The sequence below is a fragment of the Bacteroides sp. genome (genome assembly GCF_019417265.1).
In the GTDB taxonomy this organism is placed as follows: domain Bacteria; phylum Bacteroidota; class Bacteroidia; order Bacteroidales; family Bacteroidaceae; genus Phocaeicola.
Genome location: NZ_DXVR01000012.1, coordinates 12804 through 37685, shown reverse-complemented (window position 1 = coordinate 37685; position 24882 = coordinate 12804). Strand labels below are relative to the sequence as shown.

Annotated in this window: 23 protein-coding genes; 14 read left to right on the top strand and 9 right to left on the bottom strand. The window is 42.6% G+C overall.

What is annotated here, in order from left to right:
• Positions 1–12 precede the first annotated feature (12 nt).
• Complete coding sequence (locus QZ379_RS02980) at positions 13–951, top strand: Ppx/GppA family phosphatase (protein WP_291558215.1); 939 nt, start codon at positions 13–15, stop codon at positions 949–951.
• Positions 952–1014: 63 nt separating this feature from the next.
• Here the strand turns inward: QZ379_RS02980 and QZ379_RS02975 are convergent, their stop codons facing one another.
• From QZ379_RS02975 to radA, 4 genes are all read right to left on the bottom strand, one after another.
• The gene (locus tag QZ379_RS02975) at positions 1015–3369 is read right to left on the bottom strand and encodes a TonB-dependent receptor (protein ID WP_291558234.1); all 2355 of its coding nucleotides are present in this window, start codon (positions 3367–3369) and stop codon (positions 1015–1017) included.
• A 145-nt stretch (positions 3370–3514) separates the two neighbouring features.
• Positions 3515–4096: a LuxR C-terminal-related transcriptional regulator gene (locus QZ379_RS02970; protein WP_291558214.1), complete on the bottom strand. Its 582-nt coding sequence runs from the start codon at positions 4094–4096 to the stop codon at positions 3515–3517.
• 33 nt (positions 4097–4129) lie between these two features.
• Positions 4130–5773, bottom strand: a complete 1644-nt coding sequence (locus QZ379_RS02965) for an NAD(P)/FAD-dependent oxidoreductase (protein WP_291558211.1) — start codon at positions 5771–5773, stop codon at positions 4130–4132.
• Positions 5774–5834: 61 nt separating this feature from the next.
• A complete protein-coding gene (gene radA / locus QZ379_RS02960) occupies positions 5835–7208 on the bottom strand; it encodes a DNA repair protein RadA (protein WP_291558209.1) in 1374 nt (457 codons plus the stop codon).
• 245 nt (positions 7209–7453) lie between these two features.
• Here radA and QZ379_RS12725 point away from each other — a divergent pair, with 245 nt between their 5' ends.
• From QZ379_RS12725 to upp, 8 genes are all read left to right on the top strand, one after another.
• Entirely contained in the window at positions 7454–7768 is a 315-nt protein-coding gene (locus tag QZ379_RS12725; RefSeq protein ID WP_366933567.1) for a Fic family protein, read from the top strand.
• A 129-nt stretch (positions 7769–7897) separates the two neighbouring features.
• Positions 7898–8710 (top strand): MBL fold metallo-hydrolase, encoded by an 813-nt coding sequence (locus tag QZ379_RS02955; protein ID WP_291558206.1) that lies wholly within the window; start codon positions 7898–7900, stop codon positions 8708–8710.
• 116 nt (positions 8711–8826) lie between these two features.
• Positions 8827–11157: a glycoside hydrolase family 127 protein gene (locus QZ379_RS02950; protein WP_291558231.1), complete on the top strand. Its 2331-nt coding sequence runs from the start codon at positions 8827–8829 to the stop codon at positions 11155–11157.
• A gap of 137 nt (positions 11158–11294) precedes the next feature.
• Positions 11295–12365 carry a glycosyltransferase gene (locus tag QZ379_RS02945; RefSeq protein ID WP_291558204.1) on the top strand — a complete coding sequence of 357 codons (1071 nt, stop codon included), beginning with the start codon at positions 11295–11297 and terminating at the stop codon, positions 12363–12365.
• Positions 12362–13051, top strand: a complete 690-nt coding sequence (radC, locus tag QZ379_RS02940; RefSeq protein WP_291558200.1) for a DNA repair protein RadC — start codon at positions 12362–12364, stop codon at positions 13049–13051. Before QZ379_RS02945 ends, radC begins: the two co-directional genes overlap by 4 nt.
• Before the next feature lie 54 nt (positions 13052–13105).
• Positions 13106–13426: an iron-sulfur cluster assembly protein gene (locus QZ379_RS02935; protein WP_291558198.1), complete on the top strand. Its 321-nt coding sequence runs from the start codon at positions 13106–13108 to the stop codon at positions 13424–13426.
• 33 nt (positions 13427–13459) lie between these two features.
• Positions 13460–14224 (top strand): UDP-2,3-diacylglucosamine diphosphatase, encoded by a 765-nt coding sequence (locus tag QZ379_RS02930; protein ID WP_291558229.1) that lies wholly within the window; start codon positions 13460–13462, stop codon positions 14222–14224.
• Positions 14225–14286: 62 nt separating this feature from the next.
• Entirely contained in the window at positions 14287–14946 is a 660-nt protein-coding gene (gene upp, locus QZ379_RS02925; protein ID WP_291558195.1) for a uracil phosphoribosyltransferase, read from the top strand.
• 76 nt (positions 14947–15022) lie between these two features.
• Here upp and QZ379_RS02920 read toward each other — a convergent pair whose 3' ends face one another.
• The 3 genes from QZ379_RS02920 to pta all read right to left on the bottom strand — a co-directional run bounded on the left by QZ379_RS02920 (position 15023) and on the right by pta (position 18507).
• A complete protein-coding gene (locus QZ379_RS02920; protein WP_291558192.1) occupies positions 15023–16063 on the bottom strand; it encodes a sugar kinase in 1041 nt (346 codons plus the stop codon).
• A 151-nt stretch (positions 16064–16214) separates the two neighbouring features.
• Positions 16215–17414, bottom strand: a complete 1200-nt coding sequence (locus QZ379_RS02915) for an acetate kinase (RefSeq protein WP_291558189.1) — start codon at positions 17412–17414, stop codon at positions 16215–16217.
• A 79-nt stretch (positions 17415–17493) separates the two neighbouring features.
• Positions 17494–18507 carry a phosphate acetyltransferase gene (gene pta / locus QZ379_RS02910; RefSeq protein ID WP_291558186.1) on the bottom strand — a complete coding sequence of 338 codons (1014 nt, stop codon included), beginning with the start codon at positions 18505–18507 and terminating at the stop codon, positions 17494–17496.
• Between the two features lie 244 nt (positions 18508–18751).
• Here pta and QZ379_RS02905 point away from each other — a divergent pair, with 244 nt between their 5' ends.
• Genes QZ379_RS02905 through QZ379_RS02890 form a run of 4 tightly spaced genes read left to right on the top strand, consistent with a single transcriptional unit; the run spans position 18752 to position 21732 of the window.
• Positions 18752–19102, top strand: a complete 351-nt coding sequence (locus QZ379_RS02905; protein ID WP_204404095.1) for a CidA/LrgA family protein — start codon at positions 18752–18754, stop codon at positions 19100–19102.
• Positions 19083–19778, top strand: a complete 696-nt coding sequence (locus tag QZ379_RS02900) for an LrgB family protein (protein WP_291558181.1) — start codon at positions 19083–19085, stop codon at positions 19776–19778. The genes QZ379_RS02905 and QZ379_RS02900 overlap by 20 nt, the downstream gene beginning before the upstream one ends.
• 53 nt (positions 19779–19831) lie before the next feature.
• The gene (locus tag QZ379_RS02895) at positions 19832–20719 is read left to right on the top strand and encodes a DUF2156 domain-containing protein (protein ID WP_291558179.1); all 888 of its coding nucleotides are present in this window, start codon (positions 19832–19834) and stop codon (positions 20717–20719) included.
• Positions 20716–21732, top strand: coding sequence for a GNAT family N-acetyltransferase (locus tag QZ379_RS02890; protein ID WP_291558178.1), 1017 nt, complete (start codon positions 20716–20718; stop codon positions 21730–21732). Before QZ379_RS02895 ends, QZ379_RS02890 begins: the two co-directional genes overlap by 4 nt.
• On the opposite strand, the gene cdaA is transcribed toward QZ379_RS02890, so the two are convergent.
• Entirely contained in the window at positions 21719–22504 is a 786-nt protein-coding gene (gene cdaA, locus QZ379_RS02885) for a diadenylate cyclase CdaA (protein WP_291558176.1), read from the bottom strand. The genes QZ379_RS02890 and cdaA overlap by 14 nt on opposite strands.
• A gap of 79 nt (positions 22505–22583) precedes the next feature.
• Entirely contained in the window at positions 22584–23435 is an 852-nt protein-coding gene (gene folP / locus QZ379_RS02880) for a dihydropteroate synthase (RefSeq protein WP_291558173.1), read from the bottom strand.
• Positions 23436–23546: 111 nt separating this feature from the next.
• On the opposite strand from folP, the gene murF reads away from it, so the two are divergent.
• The gene (gene murF / locus QZ379_RS02875; RefSeq protein ID WP_291558170.1) at positions 23547–24842 is read left to right on the top strand and encodes a UDP-N-acetylmuramoyl-tripeptide--D-alanyl-D-alanine ligase; all 1296 of its coding nucleotides are present in this window, start codon (positions 23547–23549) and stop codon (positions 24840–24842) included.
• Positions 24843–24882: the final 40 nt, after the last annotated feature.

The following is a 24882-nucleotide window of genomic DNA, read 5'->3' as shown; positions in this document are numbered from 1 at the left end:
AAAACGAATACTATGAGTAAGGAAATGGAAACAGCACTTAACGGTGTGAATTATGCAGCTATTGACATAGGTTCGAATGCTGTACGTTTGCTTATAAAGCATCTGGAAGAAACGAAAGATGGGGTGAAGTTCTCTAAAGTTCTGCTATTGCGTGTGCCTCTTCGTTTGGGTTTCGATGTGTTCTCCAAGAATAAGATTTCGGATAAGAAAGCCAAGAACATGGTCCGTCTGATGAAATCATACAGCTATCTGATGAAGATTTACGATGTGAAAGATTATCGTGCCTGTGCCACTTCGGCTATGCGTGATTCAAAGAACGGTCAGGAGATAATAAAGCGTGTGGCTAAGGAATCGGGTATTCAGATAGAAATAATCGATGGCCAGGAAGAAGCAAAGATTGTATATAACAATCATGTTGAGTCTATGGAAGACCGTAAGGGAAATTACATGTATGTCGATGTAGGTGGTGGTAGTACAGAAATCAATCTCCTTTCCCGAGGTCAGTTGGTATGCAGCCGTTCTTATAATATCGGTACAGTGCGTATTCTTAACGATGCCGTAAAAGAAGGAGAGTGGGACAGGCTCAAGAACGATATGGCCGAACTTGCACAATCTTATCCCGGCATCAATATCATAGGTTCGGGAGGAAATATAAACAAGTTGTACCGCATGATAGAAAAGAAGGACAAGAAGCGTGCCCGCATGACTGTAGTCTCTTTGCAGGAACTGCATAACGAGTTGAAACAGTACACAGTGGCTGAAAGAATGCAGAAATTCAATCTGAAGCCTGACCGTGCGGACGTTATTGTACCTGCCGGAGATATATTCCTTACTATTGCCGATATCATAAAGGCTACTTACATCTATGTTCCTGTTATCGGTCTTGCCGATGGAGTGATAGACGGTATCTATCTGCGCAATAAATGGAAGGCTCTGAATAATGAGGTGTGATATACTACACAGAAACGGCGGAACAAATCGTTCCGCCGTTTCTGTGTAGTATGACTAAGTATATTAGAATCTGCATCTCAAGTCAACGCCAATCTGCATCGGGCGTCCCATCTGTGCGAATCCTCTGTTCATTGATTCAAAGTAGAATGCCTGGTATTCTGTGTTCAGGGCATTGTTTATCCAGATACCAATCTGTCCGTTACCTTTATTAAGGCTTATTCGTCCGTTCAGTGTACCGTAGAGGTTCTGGTAAGCATTGTTCTGCTCTGTCCAATAGATGCGTCCGGCACCTTTGTAGTTGGCATTTAATATAATGTTATCCAGCCATGCACCGCTTTTCATACGGAAGATATACTGACCTCCAACTGTGAATGTATGTTCAGGAACGAATGGAACGTAATTGCCATTATAGCTTACTTCATCGCTTACTGCATAGTCTGTGAATGTGGCATGAGTATATCCATAGTTGCCGTTCAGAATAAAATTGTCTGTTATCTGTCCTTTTAGTGCCAGTTCTCCACCTATACTTCTGCTCTTTCCTGCATTGACGGTAATACGTCCAAGTCCGCTTGCCGCAAAACGTGAAATCTGCTGGTCGTGAGTGTCCATATAGAATGCTGCCACATCGGCCTGCAAACGTCCGTCAAACATAGTCATGTGTGAACCTATTTCGTAGTTCCATGAGTATTCAGGCTTGTAGAGTGTGGCATCTTTGATATTAATTCCATCCTTCTTGAAATTTTCCAGCATTCCGGCAAGTTTGCTGAATTCTTTGGTGTTTGCTACTGCATCAATCATTGAGTTTCGAAGTGAACCTTGGATAATTTCAGAGAACATCTGTATGTTATAACCTCCAGAACGGTATCCTTTGCTTATAGTTGCATATACATTATTCATTTTATTCCAGCTGTACTGCAAAGAAAATTTAGGAAGTACCTGTAAATAATCGGTAGAGAGTTCACCTTCGAACGCAGATAAAGCCTTAAGGTCTTTAACTTCTATAGGCATTGGCATTGGACTCATCTTAAACAGGAAGTTAAATGGCATATTGGTAGAACTATTATAGTTCATTTTAATTTTTTCATAATCCAAACGTATACCAACAGTGAGCGAAAGACCTTCAACCAATAAGTCATTAATGGTTGACTGATGATATACTGCACTATTTAGTGTTGGTGTGTCGAATATACCAGGTACATGAATCTGATTTGAAGCGATATCTACCTTCATTTCAGGTGCTTTAGGATTGCCACTTGGGAATATACTGTTTATATTATCTTCAATCAAATTCTGAATTCCATCCTCGTGAAAAGTCACAGGACCTTCAGTATTAAGCCATTGATAGAAACCGCTCACACCTGTAGTCCACTGCCAGCGGCGTCCCGGTTTTGATTTGAGCACAATCTCCTCGCTTATGGTTTTTGAGTTCTGTCTTTGTGACATTGTGTAGACATTCTTTCTTGTGAAGTCCTGATCGAGGTTCATCTCATCTTTAAGATACTGGAAACCTGTCACACTGCTTAGGATAAAGTTCTCAGCCTGGTGCTCGATGTTCAGACCTCCGTTAAGAAGATGGCGCATATATCCGCATTCGTTGTTATATGCCACTTTGCCCAAGTCGCCTTTCAAGTCCTGATAGTAAATATCTGTTTCAGAAAGGCTTGTCAGTTGATACGGATAACCTCCCTGATTTGAGTATTCGTAATTTACGGTAAAGTCAAGTTTCAGATTCTCCTTTGGCAACCATATAGCCCTCATTCTGCCGCCGACTTCATCACCCTTGTCTATCTTTTCGTTGTTGCGTGCTGTATTTTCAAAGAAACCTCCTTCATGCTCGTAGAAAGCACCTGCCGAGAAAGCGAATTTATCAGAAATACGGTGATAGTGATTTACGGAAGCTTTATAATTATTGTAAGTTGCAGCTCCCAGACTGATGTCAGTACCCTGGTATGTGAACGGTGATTTAGTAAATACACGGATAAGACCGCCCATAGTATTACGTCCGTACAGTGTTCCCTGCGGACCGCGCAATACGTCGATACGTTCAATGTCGGAATAATTGAAGTCGAAAGCCGACTTGTCTATGAAAGGTATATTGTCAACATACAGTCCCACGGCAGGAGTGTTGATTCTTGAGCCGATACCTCTTACATATACAGAAGTAGTAAGCTTTGAACCATAGTCAGGGATGAAAAGGTTTGGAACAAGTCCGGATAATGATTTTACGGAAGTTACAGAATTGTTCCTCATATCTCCCTGTGAGAATGATGTGGCCGACAGAGGCTGTTGTCTCAGTCTGTTATTTTCCTTAGGAGTGGCGATGACCACCACTTCTTCTATGTCTATCACTCTTGTAGTGTCTGCCGGTGCACTGATGCTCTCGTTTGTTGGCAGACTGTAGGCAGGAGTTACTCCCATTGCTACGGTAACGCCTGCCGCCATAAACTTAAATGTCTTTAGAACTGTACGTCTTCTCATTTCTTCAGTCTGTTTGTGGTTTTTGTAATTCGGATGCAAAGAAACTCCAAATTACATAAACGTACAATCCTAATTTCTTATGATTTTATATGCTGTCGGCATCGATATATCCGTTCATTACGGCATAAATGGCCAGTCCGGACGCGGATTTGATACCAAGTTTCTCTGTGATGTTCTTTCTGTGCGATATAACAGTTGTCAGTCCGATGTTAAGTTTGTCGGCTATTTCTTTGTTGATATATCCTTTGGTTACGAGAACCAGTACCTCTATCTCTCTTGCAGAAAGAGTAGGAGCGTCACTTTGAGGTTGTGGCTTTGTGCGGTGGTGAGTCATTTCGTGTCCTCTGTCGCGCATATTCATGAAAGCCTTTATCAGTTTTTCCTGTGGCAGGAAGGTGTTGAGCACAGGAACTCCTATAGGAATCTGTGATTCTCCGGCCGAGAGAACGATGCTTTTAGGTCTTCTTTCCAGGAAGAAAGCTGTATGCTCGAAGTATATTGCTGTTGAAACGAAATAGTGGGCATACATGTCGGGAGTGTCGTCAATAAGCTCTTCGAACGAATGAAACACACGTATTACAGCCTGCGGAATAAACTCTTCCAAGATAGTCTGTAAGCCTAATGCGGTAAGAGTATTTCTCTCTATGATAGCTATTTCTGAAGTCATTTAATTATTGTTTAAACAGTATTTAAATGGTATTTAAACTCTCATAAATGCAGCCACGGCTTCTGCGCATCTCTCTCCGTCAACACCGGCCGAAACTATTCCTCCGGCATATCCTGCGCCTTCGCCACAAGGGAAAAGACCCTCTACAGTGACATGCTGAAGGGTTTCATTGTCTCTCACAATTCTTACAGGGGCCGAAGTACGTGTTTCCACTGCAATCATCACTGCATCGTTTGTGAGGAATCCGCGCGAACTTCTGCCGAATATTTCGAATCCCTTGCTCAGACGTTCGCTGATGAATTTAGGCATCCAGAAGTGAAGGGGAGATGATATGATGCCTGGACTGTAGGAAGTGACAGGAAGGTCGTAGCTGAGTTTCTTTCTTGTGAAATCCACCATTCTTTGTGCCGGAGCTGTCTGTCGCATATTGGCCTGCTGCCAGCATATCTGTTCCAATCTTTCCTGGAACTGCATCATTGCCAGTACCGACTGCTCTCCATTCTTGGCTGTTTTGCGTATAAGTTCTTCAGTCTGCTGTTCGGCAGAACCTTCAAACACTTCGCATGCCTGAAGTTGCAGGGTAGGGTCGTTCAGGTCTTCGGGACGGATTTCTACCACCATACCTGAGTTGCTCCATTTCGTACCACGGTTGCTCGGACTCATTCCGTTGACAACCAACTGGTGAGGGCCGCTTGCAGCCGGAACTACGAAACCGCCCGGACACATACAGAAACTGTAAACACCGCGTCCGTCCACCTGCTGTACGAAACTGTATTCCGCAGCCGGAAGGTATTTACCTCTTCCATTCTTGTTGTGATATTGAATCTGGTCGATAAGCATTGACGGATGTTCCAGACGCACACCAACGGCAAGACCTTTAGTTTCCATCTTCACACCGTTGGCATACAGCCAGCGGTAGACATCGCGAGCCGAATGACCGGTGGCAAGTATGACAGGACCTCTGAAAGTCCTTCCGTCGTTAGTTTCTATACCGATAACCTTGTTCTTCTCTATTATGATGGCATCCATCCTGGTCCTGAAGTGAACCTCACCGTCACATTCCAGGATGGTATTTCTCATGTTCTCAATTACTCTCGGAAGCTTGTCTGTTCCGATGTGAGGATGAGCATCTGCAAGAATTGAAGTACTTGCTCCGTGCTGGCAGAATAAATTCAGAATCTTGTCCACATTGCCGCGCTTCTTGCTTCTGGTGTAAAGCTTACCGTCGGAATATGCACCAGCACCACCTTCGCCGAAACTGTAGTTCGATTCAGAATCAACCTTATGCTCGCGGCTTATTTTTGCCAGGTCTTCCTTTCTTTCGCGTACATTCTTTCCGCGTTCAATTACTATCGGGCGAAGTCCAAGTTCTATCAGTCGCAGTGCGGCAAACAGTCCTCCCGGGCCGGCACCTACTACAATCACTTCCGGTTTTCCGCTTACGTTCTTATATTCAGTCGGGATATATTCCTGTGTGTCAGGAATCTCGTTGATGAAGACCTGTACCTTTACGTTTACATATATGGTACGCTGACGTGCGTCAATACTCTTCTTCAGTACCCTCACAGCGTTGATGGTTCTGATGTCAAGCCCCTTTTCGCGGCTGATATATGTCTTCAGCGACTGTTCGCTTGCAGCCTGTTCAGGCAATATTCTGAGTTGATATTCGTTTACCATTTTGGGGTGGAGTTGTTGTTTTTTAGTTTTTAGTTGTTGGTTGATGGGGTTGGAAGATTCTTTATCCGAAAAGTTCCCTGAATGCCTCTTCTACTTTCCTTACCGGAACAAGTTCTATCTTGATTTTCTTTTTGTCAAGTCCTTGCATATTATGTTTCGGTATGAGCATGCGTGTGAAACCAAGTTTCTCAGCCTCGCTTATCCTTTGCTCTATTCTGTTCACAGGACGTATCTCTCCGCTCAGTCCTACTTCGCCGGCCATACATACTCCGGATTCTATCTCGGTATCCATATTGCTTGAAAGAATGGCACTTATCACGGCCAAGTCAATAGCTGGGTCGTTCACCTTCAGTCCGCCGGCAATGTTCAGGAATACATCCTTTTGAGCCAGTTTGAATCCCACACGTTTCTCTAATACGGCAAGCAGCATGTTCATTCTTCGTATGTCGAACCCTGTTGCCGAACGTTGAGGCGTACCGTATGCCGCTGTACTTACGAGAGCCTGTACTTCGATAAGGAAAGGACGTATACCTTCTGTGGCACATGCTATGGAAATTCCGCTCATACCCTCATGGTCTTGAGTGAGCAGCAGTTCCGACGGATTGCTTACCTGACGCAGACCGTCCTGGCGCATTTCGTATATACCAAGTTCGGCAGTGCTTCCGAAACGGTTCTTTATGCTTCTTAGGATTCGGTACATATAGTGCTGGTCGCCCTCAAACTGCAGTACAGTATCGACGATATGTTCCAATACCTTAGGCCCTGCAATACTTCCCTCCTTGTTTATATGTCCAATCAGTATGACAGGAGTACCCGTTTCTTTGGCAAATCTCAGTATTGCTGCCGAGCATTCTCTCACCTGCACTATGCTGCCGGGTGATGAGTCAAGGTTCTCTGTAGAGATGGTCTGTATGGAGTCTATGATAACCAGGTCGGGAGCGGTACTCTTAATATTGGCAAAAATCTGTTCCAGCGAAGTTTCGCATGCTATTAGCAGTTCGCTTTCTCCATTATGCTTTATTCTGTCTGCACGCAGTTTGAGTTGCCGAGCACTCTCCTCGCCTGAGATATACAGTATTATTTTGTCGGTCAGATGCAGCACTGTCTGCAGAACGAGAGTGGATTTTCCTATACCGGGTTCGCCGCCAAGAAGTGTGAGCGAGCCTTGCACCAGTCCTCCTCCGAGCACTCTGTTCAGCTCGTCGTCCATAAGGTCTATTCTCTGTTCGTCCGATGAAACAATCTCCCTCAGATACTGTGGTTTTGATCGGATGGATTCAATCCCGTGTGCAACATGTTTAGCCACAGGAGTTTCCTTCCTGACTACTTCTTCCGAAAAAGTGTTCCACTGTCCGCACGAAGGACATTTGCCAATCCACTTAGGTGACTCCTGTCCGCAGTTTGTACATACAAATACTGTCTTGTCTTTTGTCATTGATGAAAAACATTATAATATCGGCAAAAATACAATAAAGAAATGACGAATAAAAACGTTTCGTCGTTTAAGTCTAAATGACGAAGCGTTTTGATTTAAATGACGAAGCGTTTCCTTTTCGGCTTATGGGCGCAAAAAGTACAATTTCCCTTGAACAATTTGTGGTTTAAGATTGAACGGTTAACTTTGCATTCAAATACGAATATTTAGGTTTTCTTTGTTGCCTAAAAATACTGTAAAACTGATTGGTTAATCATATTCAAATCTGTGATGACTTAGATGTTCAAAGTAACTATCAAAAGGAAGAAAGTAACTATGAAAGTAACTATGAACAGAAAAAAAGTAACCATCAGAAATTAACCAAGAAGCAAGAGGATATATGTAATTTCTGTAGTGTTCCACGAACATCACAAGAAATAATGGATAGGTTGGGTATATCCAATCAGAGTAAGAACAGGCAAAAGTATATTGGTGAGTTGTTGGAGATGGGCGTTATTGAAATGACCATACCAAACAATCCAAAAGATAAAAATCAAAAGTACCGTAAGGTTAAACATTGACAATACAATTGAGTTATTTGACTTCCAAACATTGAAAATAGTCTGGTTAATAATTCGTTATCGCTGTTTTTAAAATACTCTGTTAAGAGCTTATTTATCAAATATTTATACCGTCAAACAACTGAAAATATGAAATACAAAATAACCACATTAGTTGAAAACTGTGTATATGGTCGCAAGCTGCAGGCGGAGCATGGATTGTCCTTATATGTTGAGGCCGGCGATAATGTCGTGCTTTTCGATACAGGTGCATCTGATTTGTTTGCAAGGAATGCCCGTTTCCTGCATTGCGATTTGGATAAGGTTGATTATCTGGTTCTTTCGCATGGGCATAGTGACCATGCAGGTGGACTTGAGGCCTTTCTTGACATAAACAAGAAGGCAAAGGTAGTATGCAAGCGTGAGGCTCTTGATCCAAAGTTTAAGGGAGATAGAGAGAATGGTATAAAGCATTCTGAACGCCTGGATATGTCGCGTTTTATGTTTGTCGACAAGACAACAGAGATACTGCCCGAGGTATGGGTGTTCCCGGAACTTACTGTTTCGGATGAAAGAGATACGCATTTTGAGCAGTTTCTTGTAAAGCGTGGCGGGGAGTTGATTCCTGACCGGTTTGAAGACGAGTTGGCTCTTGTGTTGAAGGGCGGTGAAGGATTGGTAGTTCTAAGTGCCTGTTCACACCGTGGAATTACAAATATATTACGCTGTATATTGTCCTCTTTTGATAACCTTCCTTTGAAGATGGTAATAGGTGGTTTCCATATTCATAATGCTCCTTCTGAGAAAGATGTCGCGATAATCGAGGGACTGAAACAGTCTGTGCCTGACCAACTCGGAGTATGTCATTGTTCCGGTGTAGACAAATATGCCTTGTTTCATTCCATATGGGGCGATAAGGTTTTCTATAATCATACAGGCTGTGTGAAAGAAATGGATTTATGATGTTTCTCATTTAATGCTGAAGTGTCAGTTATAAAATTTTTCCATGAAATAAATTGTTTGTTTTACACTTATTTGTATATTTGTGCCGTTAAAACTTAATTTTATAAATGGAAAACATGAGAAAACTGTATTTCTTGGGATTGATGCTTATGGCAACTGTAAATATGGAGGCCGGGTTACCTCAAAGAATCAAAACATTTCCTATTGACGATGTACGTCTTACATCGGGTGTATTCAAACATGCTGAGAAGCTTGACAAGTGTTATCTGATGGGACTTGATCCTGACAGACTGCTCGCTCCGTATATGAAGGAGGCAGGACTACAGCCTAAGGCAGAGAATTATCCTAACTGGGAGAATACCGGTCTTGACGGACATATAGGAGGACATTATCTTTCGGCTTTGTCTTATATGTATGCTTCTACGGACGATGAGGAAATAGGAAAGCGTCTGGATTATTTTCTTTCGGAGATGAAACGCTGCCAGGATGCTTCGGGTAATGGATATCTGTGTGGCGTACCTGGTGGAAAAGCTGTCTGGAGTGAAATCAAGAGCGGTAAAATAGATGCTAATCCATTCGGACTGAATAACAGATGGGTGCCGCTTTATAATATCCATAAAACATATGCAGGTTTGCGCGATGCGTATTTGATAGCCGGAAAAGAAGAGGCTAAAGATATGCTCGTTGCCCTTACTGACTGGATGATTGACATAGTTTCGGGTTTGACGGACAATCAGATTCAGGACATGTTGCGTAGTGAGCATGGCGGATTGAATGAAGTTTTTGCCGATGTATATGGTATTACCGGTGAAGAAAAATATCTTGACTTTGCAAAACGTTTCTCGCACAGGGCTATCCTTAATCCTCTTTTGGAAAATAAAGATAATCTGACTGGGATTCATGCCAATACGCAGATTCCAAAGGTTATAGGATTCAAGAGAATAGCCGACCTGGAAGGCAACAGTGACTGGGATAATGCTTCTGTATTCTTTTGGAATACGGTGGTAAACAACAGAAGTGTATCAATAGGAGGAAACAGTGTCAGGGAACATTTCCATAAATCGGACGATTTCTCAAGTATGATGACCAGCGAGCAGGGACCTGAAACATGTAACACTTACAATATGCTGCGTCTGACAAAGATGCTTTATCAGACTTCTGCCGATGCTTCATATATGGATTATTATGAGCGTGCTTTGTATAATCATATTCTGTCAAGTCAGAATCCTGTTCAGGGCGGATTGGTGTATTTCACTCCTATGCGTTCCGGGCACTACAGAGTATATTCGCAGCCTCAGAACTGCTTCTGGTGTTGCGTAGGTTCGGGAATGGAGAATCATGCCAAATATGCAGAGATGATATATGCTTCGCGTGATAATGAGCTTATAGTCAATCTGTTCATCCCTTCTGTGCTTGAGTGGGAAGAATGTGGTATGACATTTACTCAGGAAACATCTTTCCCTGAAAATGAAAGCACAAAAATAAGTGTTGCTACGAGAAAGCCTAAGAAAATGAAAATAAGTTTCCGTAAGCCTGAATGGATAGGGAATGCAAAAGTTACTTTCCTGGTGAACGGTGAGGAAACAGACGCTTCTTGTGGTAAAGGCCATTTCACTATCGAAAGAAAATGGAAAGATGGTGATGTGGTAGAAATGTCATTGCCTATGTCTTTGCGTGCTGTCCGGCTTCCGGACAAATCTCCTTATTATTCGTTTATGTACGGTCCGATAGTCTTGGCTTCCGATATGGGTAAGGAAAGAATGGACGGTCTGTTTGCCGATGATAGCCGTGGCGGACATGTTGCTTCAGGTCCTCAGTTGCCTTTGCAGGATATGCCGGTCATAGTAGGTGATGAAAAGGATATTTTATCCAATATCAAGAAGAACGGCAGTAAACTTGAATTTACATTGTCAGAAACTTATCCTTCAAAATATGAAGGTATGATATTGAAGCCTTTCTATAAGACACACGAATGCAGATACATGGTTTATTGGGAATTAGTATCCGAGGATGAGCTTAAAAAGAAACAGGATGAGTTGGCAAGGGCTGAAATGGAACGTGCCAGACTGGAGAATATCACTGCTGATTTGGTGGTATGTGGCGAACAGCAGCCGGAAAGTGACCATTTTGTAAAGATGGAGCAATCCGTGATAGGAAGCGAGCAGGGTACACCTTGGCGCGAAACTAAAGGATGGTTCTCTTACAAAATGAAGTCTAAGGGTAAGCCGGTAAATGCGGTTATGATAAATTCATTCATTGATGCTTCAAGGGATGCCGAAGTTTATGTCAATGGACAAAAGATGGGAGATATAAACGGTAAGGAGGCCTTGCATGTGCTGAAATTCCCTAAACAGCTGCTAAAGGCATCAGAATGGGAAATTAAGGTTATGCGTGGAAAATCGGACATTACTCCGCGTTTCTGTTCGGTAAGGTTGGTTTTTGAGTGATAGGGAGTGTAATTAATTAAAGGCAGGCGATATTGAATTTCTCAGTATCGCTTGTTTTATTTTTTGACATATGTTTACTTTCGCAAGGATATTAAGAATAATTTATGTAAGTTTGCAAATAACTCATTTTTTAGACTATGCGATATTCAGTTATAGTACCTGTTTACAATCGTCCGGACGAGGTGGATGAACTGTTGCTGAGCCTTATGCAACAAACATATACCGATTTTGAAGTCATCATCGTGGAGGACGGTTCGGCAGTGCCATGTAAGGATGTGGTAGATAAGTATGCTGCGTCCATGAACATCAGATATTATTCAAAATCCAATTCCGGACCGGGGCAGTCAAGAAACTATGGTGCGGAGAGAAGTCATGGAGAGTATCTTATAATACTTGACTCAGACTGTATTCTTCCTCCGGATTATTTCAAGGCAGTGGAAGAAGAGCTTACAAATGAACCGGCAGATGCTTTCGGAGGTCCTGACCGTGCGCACGAATCGTTTACCGACACTCAGAAAGCCATAAACTATTCGATGACATCTTTCTTTACCACAGGTGGTATCCGCGGAGGTAAAAAGAAAATGGACAAGTTCTATCCTCGCAGTTTCAATATGGGTATCCGTGCCGAAGTATATAAGGCTTTGGGAGGCTTTTCCGATATGCGTTTCGGTGAGGATATAGATTTCAGTATACGCATTTTCAAGGGAGGATATTCATGCCGTCTTTTCCCGGGGGCATGGGTATGGCACAAGCGAAGGACTGATATGCGTAAATTCTTCAAACAGGTACATAACTCCGGTATCGCCCGTATCAATCTGTATAAGAAATACCCGGAATCGCTTAAACTCGTACATATGCTTCCGGCTGTGTTTACAGTTGGGGTATCTGTCTTGTTACTGGCAGTTCTTGCTGGGATATATCTGATTTCATTTACATCATTCAGTCCTGATGTTTCAAGTTATAATATGTTGCATCCGTTGGGACTGTGGCTGTGCGCAGTGGGATTGTTACCTTTGTTTTTATTCTCAGTGTTGATATTCATTGATTCATCCATACGGAATAAAAGTCTTAAAATAGGTGCTGTTTCCATTGTTTCATCGTTTATACAATTGACGGGATATGGAAGCGGTTCCCTTATAGCATGGTGGAAACGCTGTGTGAGAGGAAAATCTTCGTTTTCGGCTTTTGAAAAAAGTTTCTATAAATGACGGAAAAACTATCTATAAATCAGTGGGCGGAAGAAGACCGTCCGCGCGAAAAGATGATGATGCACGGTGCGTCTGCACTCTCGAATGCAGAACTGTTGGCGATACTGATTGGTTCGGGAAGTACGGACGAATCGGCAGTGGAACTCATGCGCAAGGTTCTTGACAAGTATAACAACAGTCTTAGTGCATTGGGCAAATGCTCGGTGGATGACTTGTGTAAGTTCAAGGGAATAGGGCCTGCAAAGGCTATCACTATTCTGGCTGCTTCTGAGTTAGGTAAACGGAGAAAGGATGAGAAACAGGAGGAGAGGAAGCCGATACGTTCGTCGGAGGACATTTACAGCTATTTCCATCCTATTATGTGCGATTTGCCTGTAGAGGAATGTTGGGTGATGTTTCTTAATCAGGCTGCCAAAGTGATAGATGTCACAAGAATAAGTCAGGGAGGACTGGCTTCTACTCAGGTGGATGTACGTGTGATTCTGCGCGAGGCACTTCTAAAGCGTGCCACATCCATGATTATGAGTCATAATCATCCTTCGGGCAATGTGCGTCCGAGTGCCGACGATGACAGACTGACACAGGCCTTGTTTCAGGCATCGAAAGTGATGAATATCCGAATGCTGGACCATGTAATAGTGACAGACGGAGCATATTATAGCTATGCGGATGAAGGTAGAATATGATGTAAAATAAAATTTGTGTATATTTGCACAGAAAATATTACTTAATAGAAAGATATGAACAACGAAGAAAAACTCAAGATAGAAGAGAAAATCATTGATATGCTGAAGACTGTATATGACCCTGAAATTCCGGTAAATGTCTATGACTTGGGGCTTATATACAAAATTGACCTTCAGGACGATGGTGAACTCACTTTGGATATGACTCTGACAGCTCCGAACTGTCCGGCAGCTGATTTCATAATGGAGGATGTGCGACAGAAGATAGAGTCTGTAGAAGGTGTAACTTCCGCTCAGGTTAATCTTGTGTTCGAACCTGAATGGGATAAGGATATGATGACTGATGAGGCCAAGTTGGAATTGGGCTTCATGTAATAATAAATTATAAAAGGTATAACTATGAATGAGATGAAAAACATATATTTCATTTCCGATGCTCATCTGGGCTCGCGGGCTATACCTCATGCTCGTATGCAGGAAAGAAGGCTTGTCAATTTTCTTGACAGCATAAAGGATAAGGCTGCTGCTGTGTATATGTTGGGCGATATGTTCGACTTCTGGTATGAGTTCAAGACAGTAGTGCCTAAAGGTTATACACGTTTTCTCGGAAAGATATCTGAACTGACCGACAGAGGAGTGGAAGTACATTTCTTTATTGGAAACCACGATATATGGTGTGGCGATTATCTTGAAAAGGAATGTGGGATGATTATACACCGCACACCTTTGACATGTGAGATATACGGAAAAGAATTCTTCCTTGCACATGGCGACGGTCTTGGCGATGACGACAAAAAAATCAAGTTCCTAAGAATGGTTTTCCATAGCAAGACATTGCAGCGTCTGTTCTCTATGCTGCATCCACGATGGAGTATCGACTTCGGGCTGGAATGGGCAAAGCACAGTCGCCTGAAGCGCAAGGACGGTAAGGAACCTGAATATATGGGCGAAGACAAGGAACCGTTGGTATTGTTTACAAAGAAATATCTCAAGACACATCCTGACATCAATTACTTTATCTATGGTCACAGGCATATTTTGTTTGATATGATGCTTTCAAGGACATCAAGAATGATGATTCTTGGCGACTGGATATCGGAATTTTCGTATGCTGTGTTCGATGGAGAAAATATGTTTTTGGAACAGTTTATCGAGGGAGAAACTCAACTTTAAGATAAACCGGTGAACAAAATGAACATTTTAGTGTTATATCATCAAATATAAAGAACTGTAATATGAAAGTAATAAACCTTGCTGAAACCAATTCTATACTAAACCAGTATGTAGCCGAGATGCGTGATGTCAATGTTCAGGGTGACAGAATGCGTTTTCGCAGGAATATTGAGAGGATAGGCGAACTTATGGCCTACGAGATAAGCAAAGACCTTGATTATTCCAAAAAACAGATACAGACTCCATTGGGTATTGCCGAGGCCGGTACAGCGGATGATAATGTGGTTATAGCTACGGTGTTCAGAGCCGGACTTCCTCTTCATAATGGTTTCCTGAATATATTTGACAAAGCCGGAAATGCTTTTGTTTCGGCCTATCGTTATTATACGGATAAGGAACACAGGGATCTTGATGTAAGAATAGAATACATTGCTGCTCCGGATTTGACAAACAAGACTGTCATGCTCGTTGACCCGATGCTTGCTACGGGCGAGAGTCTGGAACTTGCGTGGAAAGCTTTCACCACAAAAGGTATTCCGTCTAAACTTATTATCGCATGTATTATAGCGAGTCAGCCTGGAGTAGAAAGAATAAAGCGTGTGTTTGCCGGCCAGGACGTAACTCTCTGGTGTGGGGCTATCGATCCTGAGATAGACGAACATTCGTATATCGTTCCTGGATTGGGTGATGCAGGCGACCTTGCTTATGGCGAGAAGATATAATGTCGATTTTTATAATAAAGAAAAGAGCTATATCATATTTACTTTGAGTTTATGATATGGCTCTTTTTCCTGTTTGTTATCTTGCTACCTCACCACTTTCATGGCTGGCAATAAGGCTTTCTACTTCAGCCGCTTTTACCATATTATAGTCGCCGGCTATCGTATTCTTAAGAACTGATGCAGCTGTAGAAAAATCTACCCGTTTCTGATTGTCGGTATATGCGCTTTGTGCATACAGCATGGCACCACAGAAAGCATCGCCTACTCCCACACAGTCTATGACATTGTCTATGTCGAATACACGCGTATGTTTCATCTCTCCGTTTGCGTAAAGGATTCCTGCAAAAGTGTGATGTTCAGAGCTCATTACATTGCGTAGTGCGATATATATGTATTTACAGTTAGGAACCTGTTTGCTGATTTCCTGACAGAATTTTTCGTATGCAGAAGTGTCATACTTCTCACCGCTCTTTGTAGCCTTGAATCCCGGTGCTTTTATTTCTGTAACGAGAGCATATTCTCCTTCGCTTCCGAACATTATATCGCTGTCCTTCATCAGTGGTTGTAATACTTCCCGGGCTGTTTTTCCGTAGTTCCACAGATTCTTACGGTAGTTTATGTCGTAAGAAATCTTCAGCCCCATTTCTTTGGCAATATCGATAGCTTCCCTACATACATCTGCCAGTCCCGGAGTAAGTGCGGCATCAATGCCTGACCAGTGGAATATTGCAGCATCCTTGAATATCTCGCGCCAGTTAATCATACCCGGTTTCAGTTCTGAAAATGAAGAATTCTCTCTGTCGTATATGACTTTTGAGTTACGCATGGCTGCGGCTTTCTCCATGTAATAAGTTCCAAGACGGTGTCCGCCGAATAGAATGTGATTTGTTCCGATGTTGTGCGAGCGTAATTCAGAAATACATGTTTCTCCTAATGCATTGTCAGGAAGTCTTGTGATATACTCTACCTCTCCGCCAAAATTGGCAATGGAGATGGCTACGTTTGCTTCACTTCCGCCATAATTTACCAGAAAATCACGGCTTTGCTGGATACGCAAGTTGTCAGGTGTGGTAAGACGGAGCATAATTTCTCCGAATGTTACAATCTTTTTGCTCATAATGTCAAGTTTTCGATTTAAGTGGAAACCAAGGCATAAAAAGAAGAGGATACCTCTTGTCGGAATCTCTTTGCTTTGTTTCCGCTGCAAAGATAGTGAATTACTTCCATGAGGTATCCTCTTTTTAACTCTTTTAGGATATTCCTATATCTTATTTGTTATTCAGGATGTCCATAGTGTCAGTAGCAATCATCAACTCTTCGTCTGTAGGTATTACTACAACTTTCACTTTAGAGTTCTCTGTAGAGATGATAGCTTCCTGTCCGCGTACCTTGTTCTTTTCAGCATCGATTTCAACACCCATGAAGCCTAATGTCTTGCAGACACCTGCACGTGCAGTAGCCTGGTTTTCACCAACACCACCAGTGAACAGGATTACGTCAACACCGCCCATAGCTGCTGCATAAGCACCGATGTATTTAGTAATGCGGTAGAAGTACATGTTTTCTGTAAGGATAGCGCGTTCTTCGCCTCTTGCTACAGCGTCTTCCAGTTCACGCATATCGCTTGACTTTTCGAATACACCGAGAACACCGCTCTTCTTGTTAAGCAATGTAGACATTTCGTCAGGAGTCATGCCTTCTTTCTTCATCATATACAATACGGCACCTCCGTCGATGTCACCACAACGAGTACCCATCATAAGACCTTCAAGTGGGGTAAGACCCATTGTTGTGTCGATACATTTACCGTCTTTCACTGCTGCTATAGAACCACCGTTACCGATGTGGCAAGTGATGATACGGCTGCCTTCCTGTGGTATTCCGAGGAATTCGCAAACACGCTTTGAAACGTAGCGGTGAGAAGTTCCGTGGAAACCGTAGCGACGGATACCATATTTTTCGAAATATTTGTAAGGTATCGGATATAAGTATGCATAGTCAGGCATAGTCTGATGGAATGCAGTATCGAATACAGCTACCTGTGGAACTTCAGGCAACAGTTTCTGTACGGCATAGATACCTTTCAAGTTTGCCGGGTTATGAAGAGGGCCGAGGTCGCAGCATTCTTCTACAGCTGCAATTACAGCGTCGTTAATCAGTACAGAACCGCTGAATTTTGTTCCCCCGTGAAGCACACGGTGACCTACTGCATTGATTTCGTGAAGATTCTTTACAGCACCGTATTCTTCGTTGGTCAAAGTATCAAATATAAACTGTACACCAGTTGTATGTTCAGGAACATCCTTTTCTATTACTTTCTTTTCACCGTTAGGTAAAGTAAGTTTCAGGAATGAACCTGGAAGACCGATTTTTTCAATACCTCCTTGAGCAAGGATTTCTTTTGTAGTCATTTCAAACAATTTGTATTTGATTGAAGAACTACCGCAATTGAGTACTAATATTTTCATATATGATATGTAAAAAAGTAATTAAAGCACAAAAGCCTTTTTACAGCCCTTTGTGCTTATAGAAAAAGTTAATAGTCTGTTAATTCTGAGATTTTGCTGCAATAGCCTGATTTGCAGTGATGGCAATCATCTTGTAAACATCGTCGATGCTGCAACCGCGTGACAAGTCGTTTACAGGACGGGCGATACCCTGAAGGATTGGGCCGATAGCAGTAGCGTGTCCAAGACGTTCAACAAGTTTGTATGAGATGTTACCAACTTCAAGACATGGAACAACGAGTACGTTAGCCTTACCTGCGATTTCTGAACCCGGAGCTTTGCTTGCACCTACGCGTGGAACCAAAGCTGCATCTGCCTGAAGTTCACCGTCAATCTTCAGTTCAGGAGCCATTTCCTTAGCTATCTTAAGAGCTTCTGTTACTTTGTCAACAACTTCGTGTTTTGCAGAACCCTTAGTTGAGAAGCTCAACATAGCTACGCGTGGGTCGATACCTGCAACTGCCTGTGCTGTCTGTGCTGTACAAATTGCAATCTGTGCCAACTGATTAGCGTCCGGTACAGGAGTAACGGCAACGTCACCCATTACCAATACACCGTTGTCACCGCATTCAGGTGCGTGAGTAAACATCAACATGGCTCCTGATACACATGTAATGCCCGGAGCAGTCTTGATAATCTGAAGTGCAGGACGAAGAACATCACCTGTAGTATTGCGTGCACCTGCAAGCTGTCCGTCAGCATCTCCGGCTTTGATGATAAGGCATCCAAGGTAAAGAGGGTTCTTTACAAGTTCCTGAGCCTGTTCCATTGTCATACCTTTTTTCTTACGGAGTTCGAAAAGAAGCTCAGCATATGCATCTTTCTTTTCGTGGTTTTCAGGGTCGATGATTGTAGCTTTGTTGATATTACCCAATCCCCATTCCTGAGCCAGTTTCATGATTTCTTCAGGGTTACCAAGAAGAATAAGGTCTGCAACACCGTCTGTCAATATTTGATTGGCAGCTTTCAAAGTACGTTCTTCTGTTCCTTCAGGGAGAACAATGCGCTGTTTGTTTGCTTTAGCGCGTTCAACGATTTGACTAATTAAATCCATGTTGATTTATGTTTTATAAAATGTAATTTCCTAAATATACCGTTTGCGTTAACGGTCATTTCTTATTCCGATGCAAAAATACGCATTTTTGTAATATGTAGTTTGCAAAATACAAACTTTTTTTTCTCAAAATAGGTCATTTTATGTATGTTTAAGGACATAATAGGCTTTTTTGTTGGTGTAATCGTAAGTTTTCTGTGTTAATACATAAATTTGCACCGGTTTTCAATAGAATAATTAAGGTATGATTCGTCAATGTTCAATCCTTTTCGGATGTATGGCTTTAGGTGAACTGATAGTTTACCTGACCGGTGTAAAATTGCCTTCGAGTATTATAGGCATGTTGCTCCTCACATTGTTTTTGTCTCTTGGATGGGTAAAGCTTGAATGGGTTCAAGGCTTGTCCGATTTTCTTGTGGCAAATCTCGGTTTTTTCTTTGTGCCTTCAGGTGTGGCGCTGATGTTGTATTTCGATATCATTCAGGCACAGTTCTGGCCTATAGTGATAGCCACATTGGTAAGTACGGTTTTAGTGTTGGTAGTAACAGGTTGGGTTCATCAAATAGTTCGCAAATATGGATTTTTTAGAAAATAAGTTTTTTCTTCTGGCTATAACTTTCGGTTTCTTTTTTGTTTCCAAGCTTTTACAGAAGAAAACAGGATGGGTGTTGCTTAATCCTATCCTTTTGGCTGTAGCAATGCTGATTTGCTTCCTTAAGGTCAGCGGTGTTTCGTATGAAAAATATCAGGATGCCGGTTCTCTGGTAGAGTTCTGGTTGCGTCCTGCCGTAGTAGCATTGGGAGTACCTCTTTATCTGCAGCTTCGAATGATAAAGAAACAGTTGCTTCCTATCATATTGTCACAGTTGGCCGGCTGTGTGGTAGGTTTGATTTCTGTAACTGTAGTTGCAAAATGGTTGGGAGCTACTCCCGAAGTCATAATGTCACTTGCGCCTAAGTCTGTGACAACTCCTATAGCGATGGAAGTATCGTCGGCTGTAGGTGGAATACCTTCGTTGACAGCTGCTGTAGTTATAGTGGTAGGTCTGTTCGGAGCCATTTTCGGCTTTAAGGTCTTGCAGGTGGGACGTGTACACAGCCCTATAGCTCAGGGGCTGTCTATGGGAACTGCTACACATGCCGTAGGAACATCACGTGCAATGGAGGTAAGCGGTAAGTATGGAGCATATGCCAGCCTTGGACTTACTCTTAACGGTATTCTTACCGCGTTGCTTTCACCTTATATATTACATTTGATAGGGTTGTATTGATATAACTTCTCTAACTTCTTTAACTTCTCTAACTTCTCAAAAAATATCTCCCCATGAATTTCAGACGTCTTGATATAGAAGATAAACTATTGGTACAGAAGTACACTCTTCAGAGCAAACGCCGCAACTGCGATTTGACATTTGCCAATCTCTACAGTTGGCGTTTCCTTTATCTTACCGAGATTGCCGAGTTCGGTGGTTTCCTGTCGTTCAGATTTTATGTGGACGGGGAGCTGTCATATATGCTGCCTGTAGGTGAGGGAGATATAAAGCCGGTAATGGAGGAACTTATGTCTGACGCCCGAATGAAAGGTATTCCTTTTGTGATGTATGGTGTCTGCAAGGAGAATTGTGAAGAACTGGAAAGGCTTTTTCCCGGAAGGTTTGTCTTCACTTCGGACCGCGATTATTCCGATTATCTGTATTTGCGTTCCGACCTTGCTACTCTTGTAGGAAAGAAGTTTCAGCCCAAGCGCAATCATATAAACAAGTTCCGCAACAATTACCCGGGGTATGAGTTCAAGCCTCTTACCCGCGAGCTGATACCGGAATGTATTAAGCTTGAATCAATCTGGTGTAGGGCTAATAACTGTAGTGAGGATGAGGCATTGCAGAACGAAAGGAAATCCATGAATGCCGCATTACGCTATTTTGACGAGCTCGACATTATGGGCGGTGTGTTGATGGTGGACGGAAAGATAGTAGGCTTTACCTATGGTGCGCCTGTTAATAATGAGACATTTGACACTTGTGTGGAGAAATCCGATACTGACTATGAGGGCGCATATGCAATTATAAACAATGAGTTTGCAAAGATGATTCCCGAACAGTACATATACATAAACAGGGAAGAGGACCTTGGACTTGAGGGACTGAGAAAAGCCAAACTCTCATATCAGCCGCATCTGCTTTTGGAGAAATATAAACTGGAGTTGAAATGAGGGAACAGGTAAAGGAACTTTGGAAACTGTGCTTTCCGGACGATTCGGACGAATTCGTTAATCTGTATTTCTCTTCAAGATATACGGACGAAATAAACAGTGCCATTACGGAAAACGACAGGGTAGTGTCCGCGCTTCAACGAATCCCTTATCCTATGCAATTTATGGATACAGTGATACCGGTGGCTTATATTTCAGGAGCATGTACTCATCCCGATTTCCGTTCCAGAGGTCTGATGTCGCAGCTTATTGACGAGGCGCACAGGAGAATGTACACCGACGGCAAATATCTGTCTTTGCTGATACCGGCCAATGAAGGATTGGTCGGGTATTATTCTAAATTCGGCTATAGAGTAAGTTTTCAACAGGAAGAAAAGTTATTAACAGGTATGTGCGAAACTGTTGATAACTCAGAATGCCGGTTGATATTCAATGAGTTATGCCTGTTGGAGAATGAAATCCGGGAGCTTACAGACTTTGTTAATCAACAGTTATCAACATATTCTGCAAGTATTCTTCATCCTCTGCATGATATGAAGATTGTTTTGTCCGACCTTCATCTTTCCGGAGGTCAGGCGTGGGCAGCACATGATATAAAAGGCAATCTTTGTGCCTTGGCATTACTTATAGCTTCTGACAGTCAGGTGATTATCAGGGAATTGGTGGCTATAGACGCAAAGACCGAATCTGCAATGCTCAACTTTATATTCAGTCGCTATTCTGTTTCCGAGGCAGTGAAACCCTCACCTTGCGGTATGGCTCGTGTGATAAATGCATACCGTATGCTTGAAGCAGTAGCACACGGCATGGAAGGTAAGCACATTGTTGAAATCTATGGAGATAGTCTTATTCCTGAGAATAACGGTATCTATTTTATTTCGGATGGTAAATGCAGAAAAACTGAAAACCATGATTGTGTCACCGATGCAGAGTGCTTAAGAATGCATATCAATGATATGCCGTCATGGTTATTCCGAAATATGAAACCCTATATGAGCCTTATGCTTGATTGATATATTCGTTTGTCAGCATTCTTTCCAGCTCCTCGGCATTCAGTTTGAGGTAGAACTCACCTTTGTAGGCTATAGAGATACCGCCTGTTTCTTCCGATACTATAATAGCTAATGCGTCTGTCTCCTGCGATACGCCTAAGGCCGCACGGTGGCGTAGTCCTAATTCCTTGGGAATATTAAGATTATGTGATACGGGGAGAATACATCCGGCTGCCTTTATTCTCTTGCCGCTTATTATCATTGCCCCGTCGTGCAGCGGACTGTTCTTGAAGAATATGTTTTCTATCAGTCGCTGGTTGATATTGGCATCTATCACATCGCCCGTCATTACTATATTGTCCAGCGGAACATCTTTCTCCAGCACTATGAGGGCTCCCACTTTTCCCTTACCCATGCTCAGGCAGGCCATTACTATAGGCATAATGTCATTCTTGTCGCTGTCGTTGTATTTCTTTCCTTTCAGAAACCTGAACAGGCTGTTGGTGCGGTATCTTGAACCGAGAGTCAGAAGGAATTGCCTTATCTCGTCCTGGAACAGCACAATCAGAGCTATGACTCCCACGCTGACCAACTTGTCGAATATGGAACCGAGCAGGCGCATCTGCAATACCTGAGATACGATAATCCAGATTATGATGAAAACCAGTATTCCGATAAATATGTTTATCGAACCTGACGATTTCATAACCTTGTACGTCTTGTACAGTATGAATGCAACTAACAGTATGTCCAGTATGTCTTTCAGACTTATTATGCTTAAATCGAATGGCATTTTGATAATTAATAATTAAGAATTAATAATTAAGTTTTTAGTTGTTAGTTTTTAGAGCCGTGCGGATGGAAACCAACAACTAACACCCAACAACCATCTTGCAATATATCTTCACCGCCTCGTATGCTTCCTTCACATCATGCACCCTCAGTATGTTGGCCCCTTTCATCAGCGAAATGGTGTTGAGTACGGTTGTCCCGTTCAGTGCATCTTCCGGAGTATTACCGAGAAGTCTGTATATCATTGATTTTCTTGATATTCCAACCAGGATAGGAAGGTCGAATATGCGGAACTCTTCTAACTTGTCCATAAGCATATAGTTATGTTCCACAGTCTTACCGAAACCGAATCCCGGGTCGATGATGATATCTTTTGCACCGAGGTCGCGCATCTTCTGTACTTTTTCTGAGAAATAGTACAGAACCTCTTTCACTACATTATCGTATTCAGGATTTTTCTGCATGTCCTGCGGTGTACCTTTCATATGCATCATTATATATGGTACACCTAATTTTGCCACAACAGGCATCATTCTGTCGTCCATGCTTCCGGCCGAAATGTCGTTGATTATTGCCACACCGTGTTCTTCCACACACATCTTTGCTATGTCCGCGCGGAATGTATCTACGGAAATCACTGCTTCCGGCATCTCCTTATTTAATAAGGTGAGAGCTTTTTTCAGTCTTGAGGCCTCTTCTTCTGTAGAGATATGTTGTGCATCCTGTCTTGAAGAGTAAGCTCCGATGTCTATAATCTCTCCGCCTTCGTTGATTATCTGTCTGGCCCTCAGTAATATATCTTCTTCCGATTGTTTTCTGCTTCCGGCATAGAAGGAATCGGGAGTGACGTTCAGTATTCCCATTACTCTGGGTTGTTCCAAGTCCATCAGACAGCCGTTCACATTGATGTATTTTGCTATTTTGTTTTCCATTTCGATACTTGCGTAATGATGGTACAAATGTACATACAATAATTTATTTTTTATTGATTTGCGATTGATTTTTCGTTTATCTTTGCGCCACGTATTAAATTGTAATTAGAAATGGAAACTTCACTATTGTATAAATACTTTCTTGAGTGCGGAAAAGTTACTACTGACACCCGTGATTGTACAGAAGGCTCAATGTTCATAGCCCTGAAAGGAGCTAACTTCAACGGAAATGCTTTTGCCTCGCAAGCCATAGCAGGCGGCTGCCGCTATGCCGTGGTTGATGAGGCTGAATATGCCAACGATGTAGAAGGACGGATTCTTCTTGTGGACGACTGTCTAAAGGCATTGCAGGAGCTGGCTGCATGGCATCGCCGCGAGTTGGGCACTAAGATGATAGGTATCACGGGCACCAACGGAAAGACTACTACAAAGGAACTGATAGCTGCGGTTCTGAAAGAGAAATACAATGTACTTTACACACAGGGCAATCTGAACAATCACATCGGAGTGCCTCTGACATTGCTGAAACTTACTCCGGAACACGAAATGGCAGTGGTGGAGATGGGAGCGAACCATCCCGGCGAGATAAAGACGCTTGTAAACATATCATGTCCGGATTATGGTATAATAACCAATGTGGGAAAGGCGCATCTTGAAGGATTCGGCTCCTTCGAAGGTGTTATCCGTACTAAAGGCGAGTTGTACGATTATCTTCGTGCTAATGGTGGAAAAATCTTCATACAGAATGAAAATCCTTATCTCAACTCCATAGCCGAAGGACTGGAATGTATCCGTTACGGTGCGGAAGACGGACTGTATGTTTCCGGAAAAGTCCTTTCATGTTCTCCTTTTCTGACTTTCAGCTGGAAGTCGGAAGATAAGGTCCACGAAGTGCAGACTCACCTGATAGGTTCGTATAATGTAGATAATGCTCTGGCAGCAGTTGCTATCGGTAGATATTTCGGAGTTGATGATGATGCCATCTGTCACGCGCTTTCATCATACGAGCCACGTAATAACCGTTCGCAGCTGGTAGAGGCAGGAGGAAACCGCTTTGTGATAGATGCCTATAATGCAAATCCAACATCCATGGCTGCCGCATTGGAGAATTTCCGCATGATAGATGCCGTACATAAGATGGTGATTCTCGGCGATATGAAAGAGCTTGGCGAAGCAAGCCTTGAGGAACATCAGAAAGTGGCAGACATGCTTGCCGGCTGTGGTTTCGACAGAGTGATACTCGTTGGTCCGGAATTTGGAAAGACTGTAAATACTTTTGAGCATTTCAATAATGCCGATGAGGTGTATTCGGTGCTTTCTTCCGACATGCCGAAGGGGTATATGATTCTGATTAAGGGTTCGAATAGTATGAAATTGGCAGGATTGGCCGAAAAGTTGATGAAATGACTATAAATAGAAAGCGTAACACGTTCGTGTCACGCGCGTA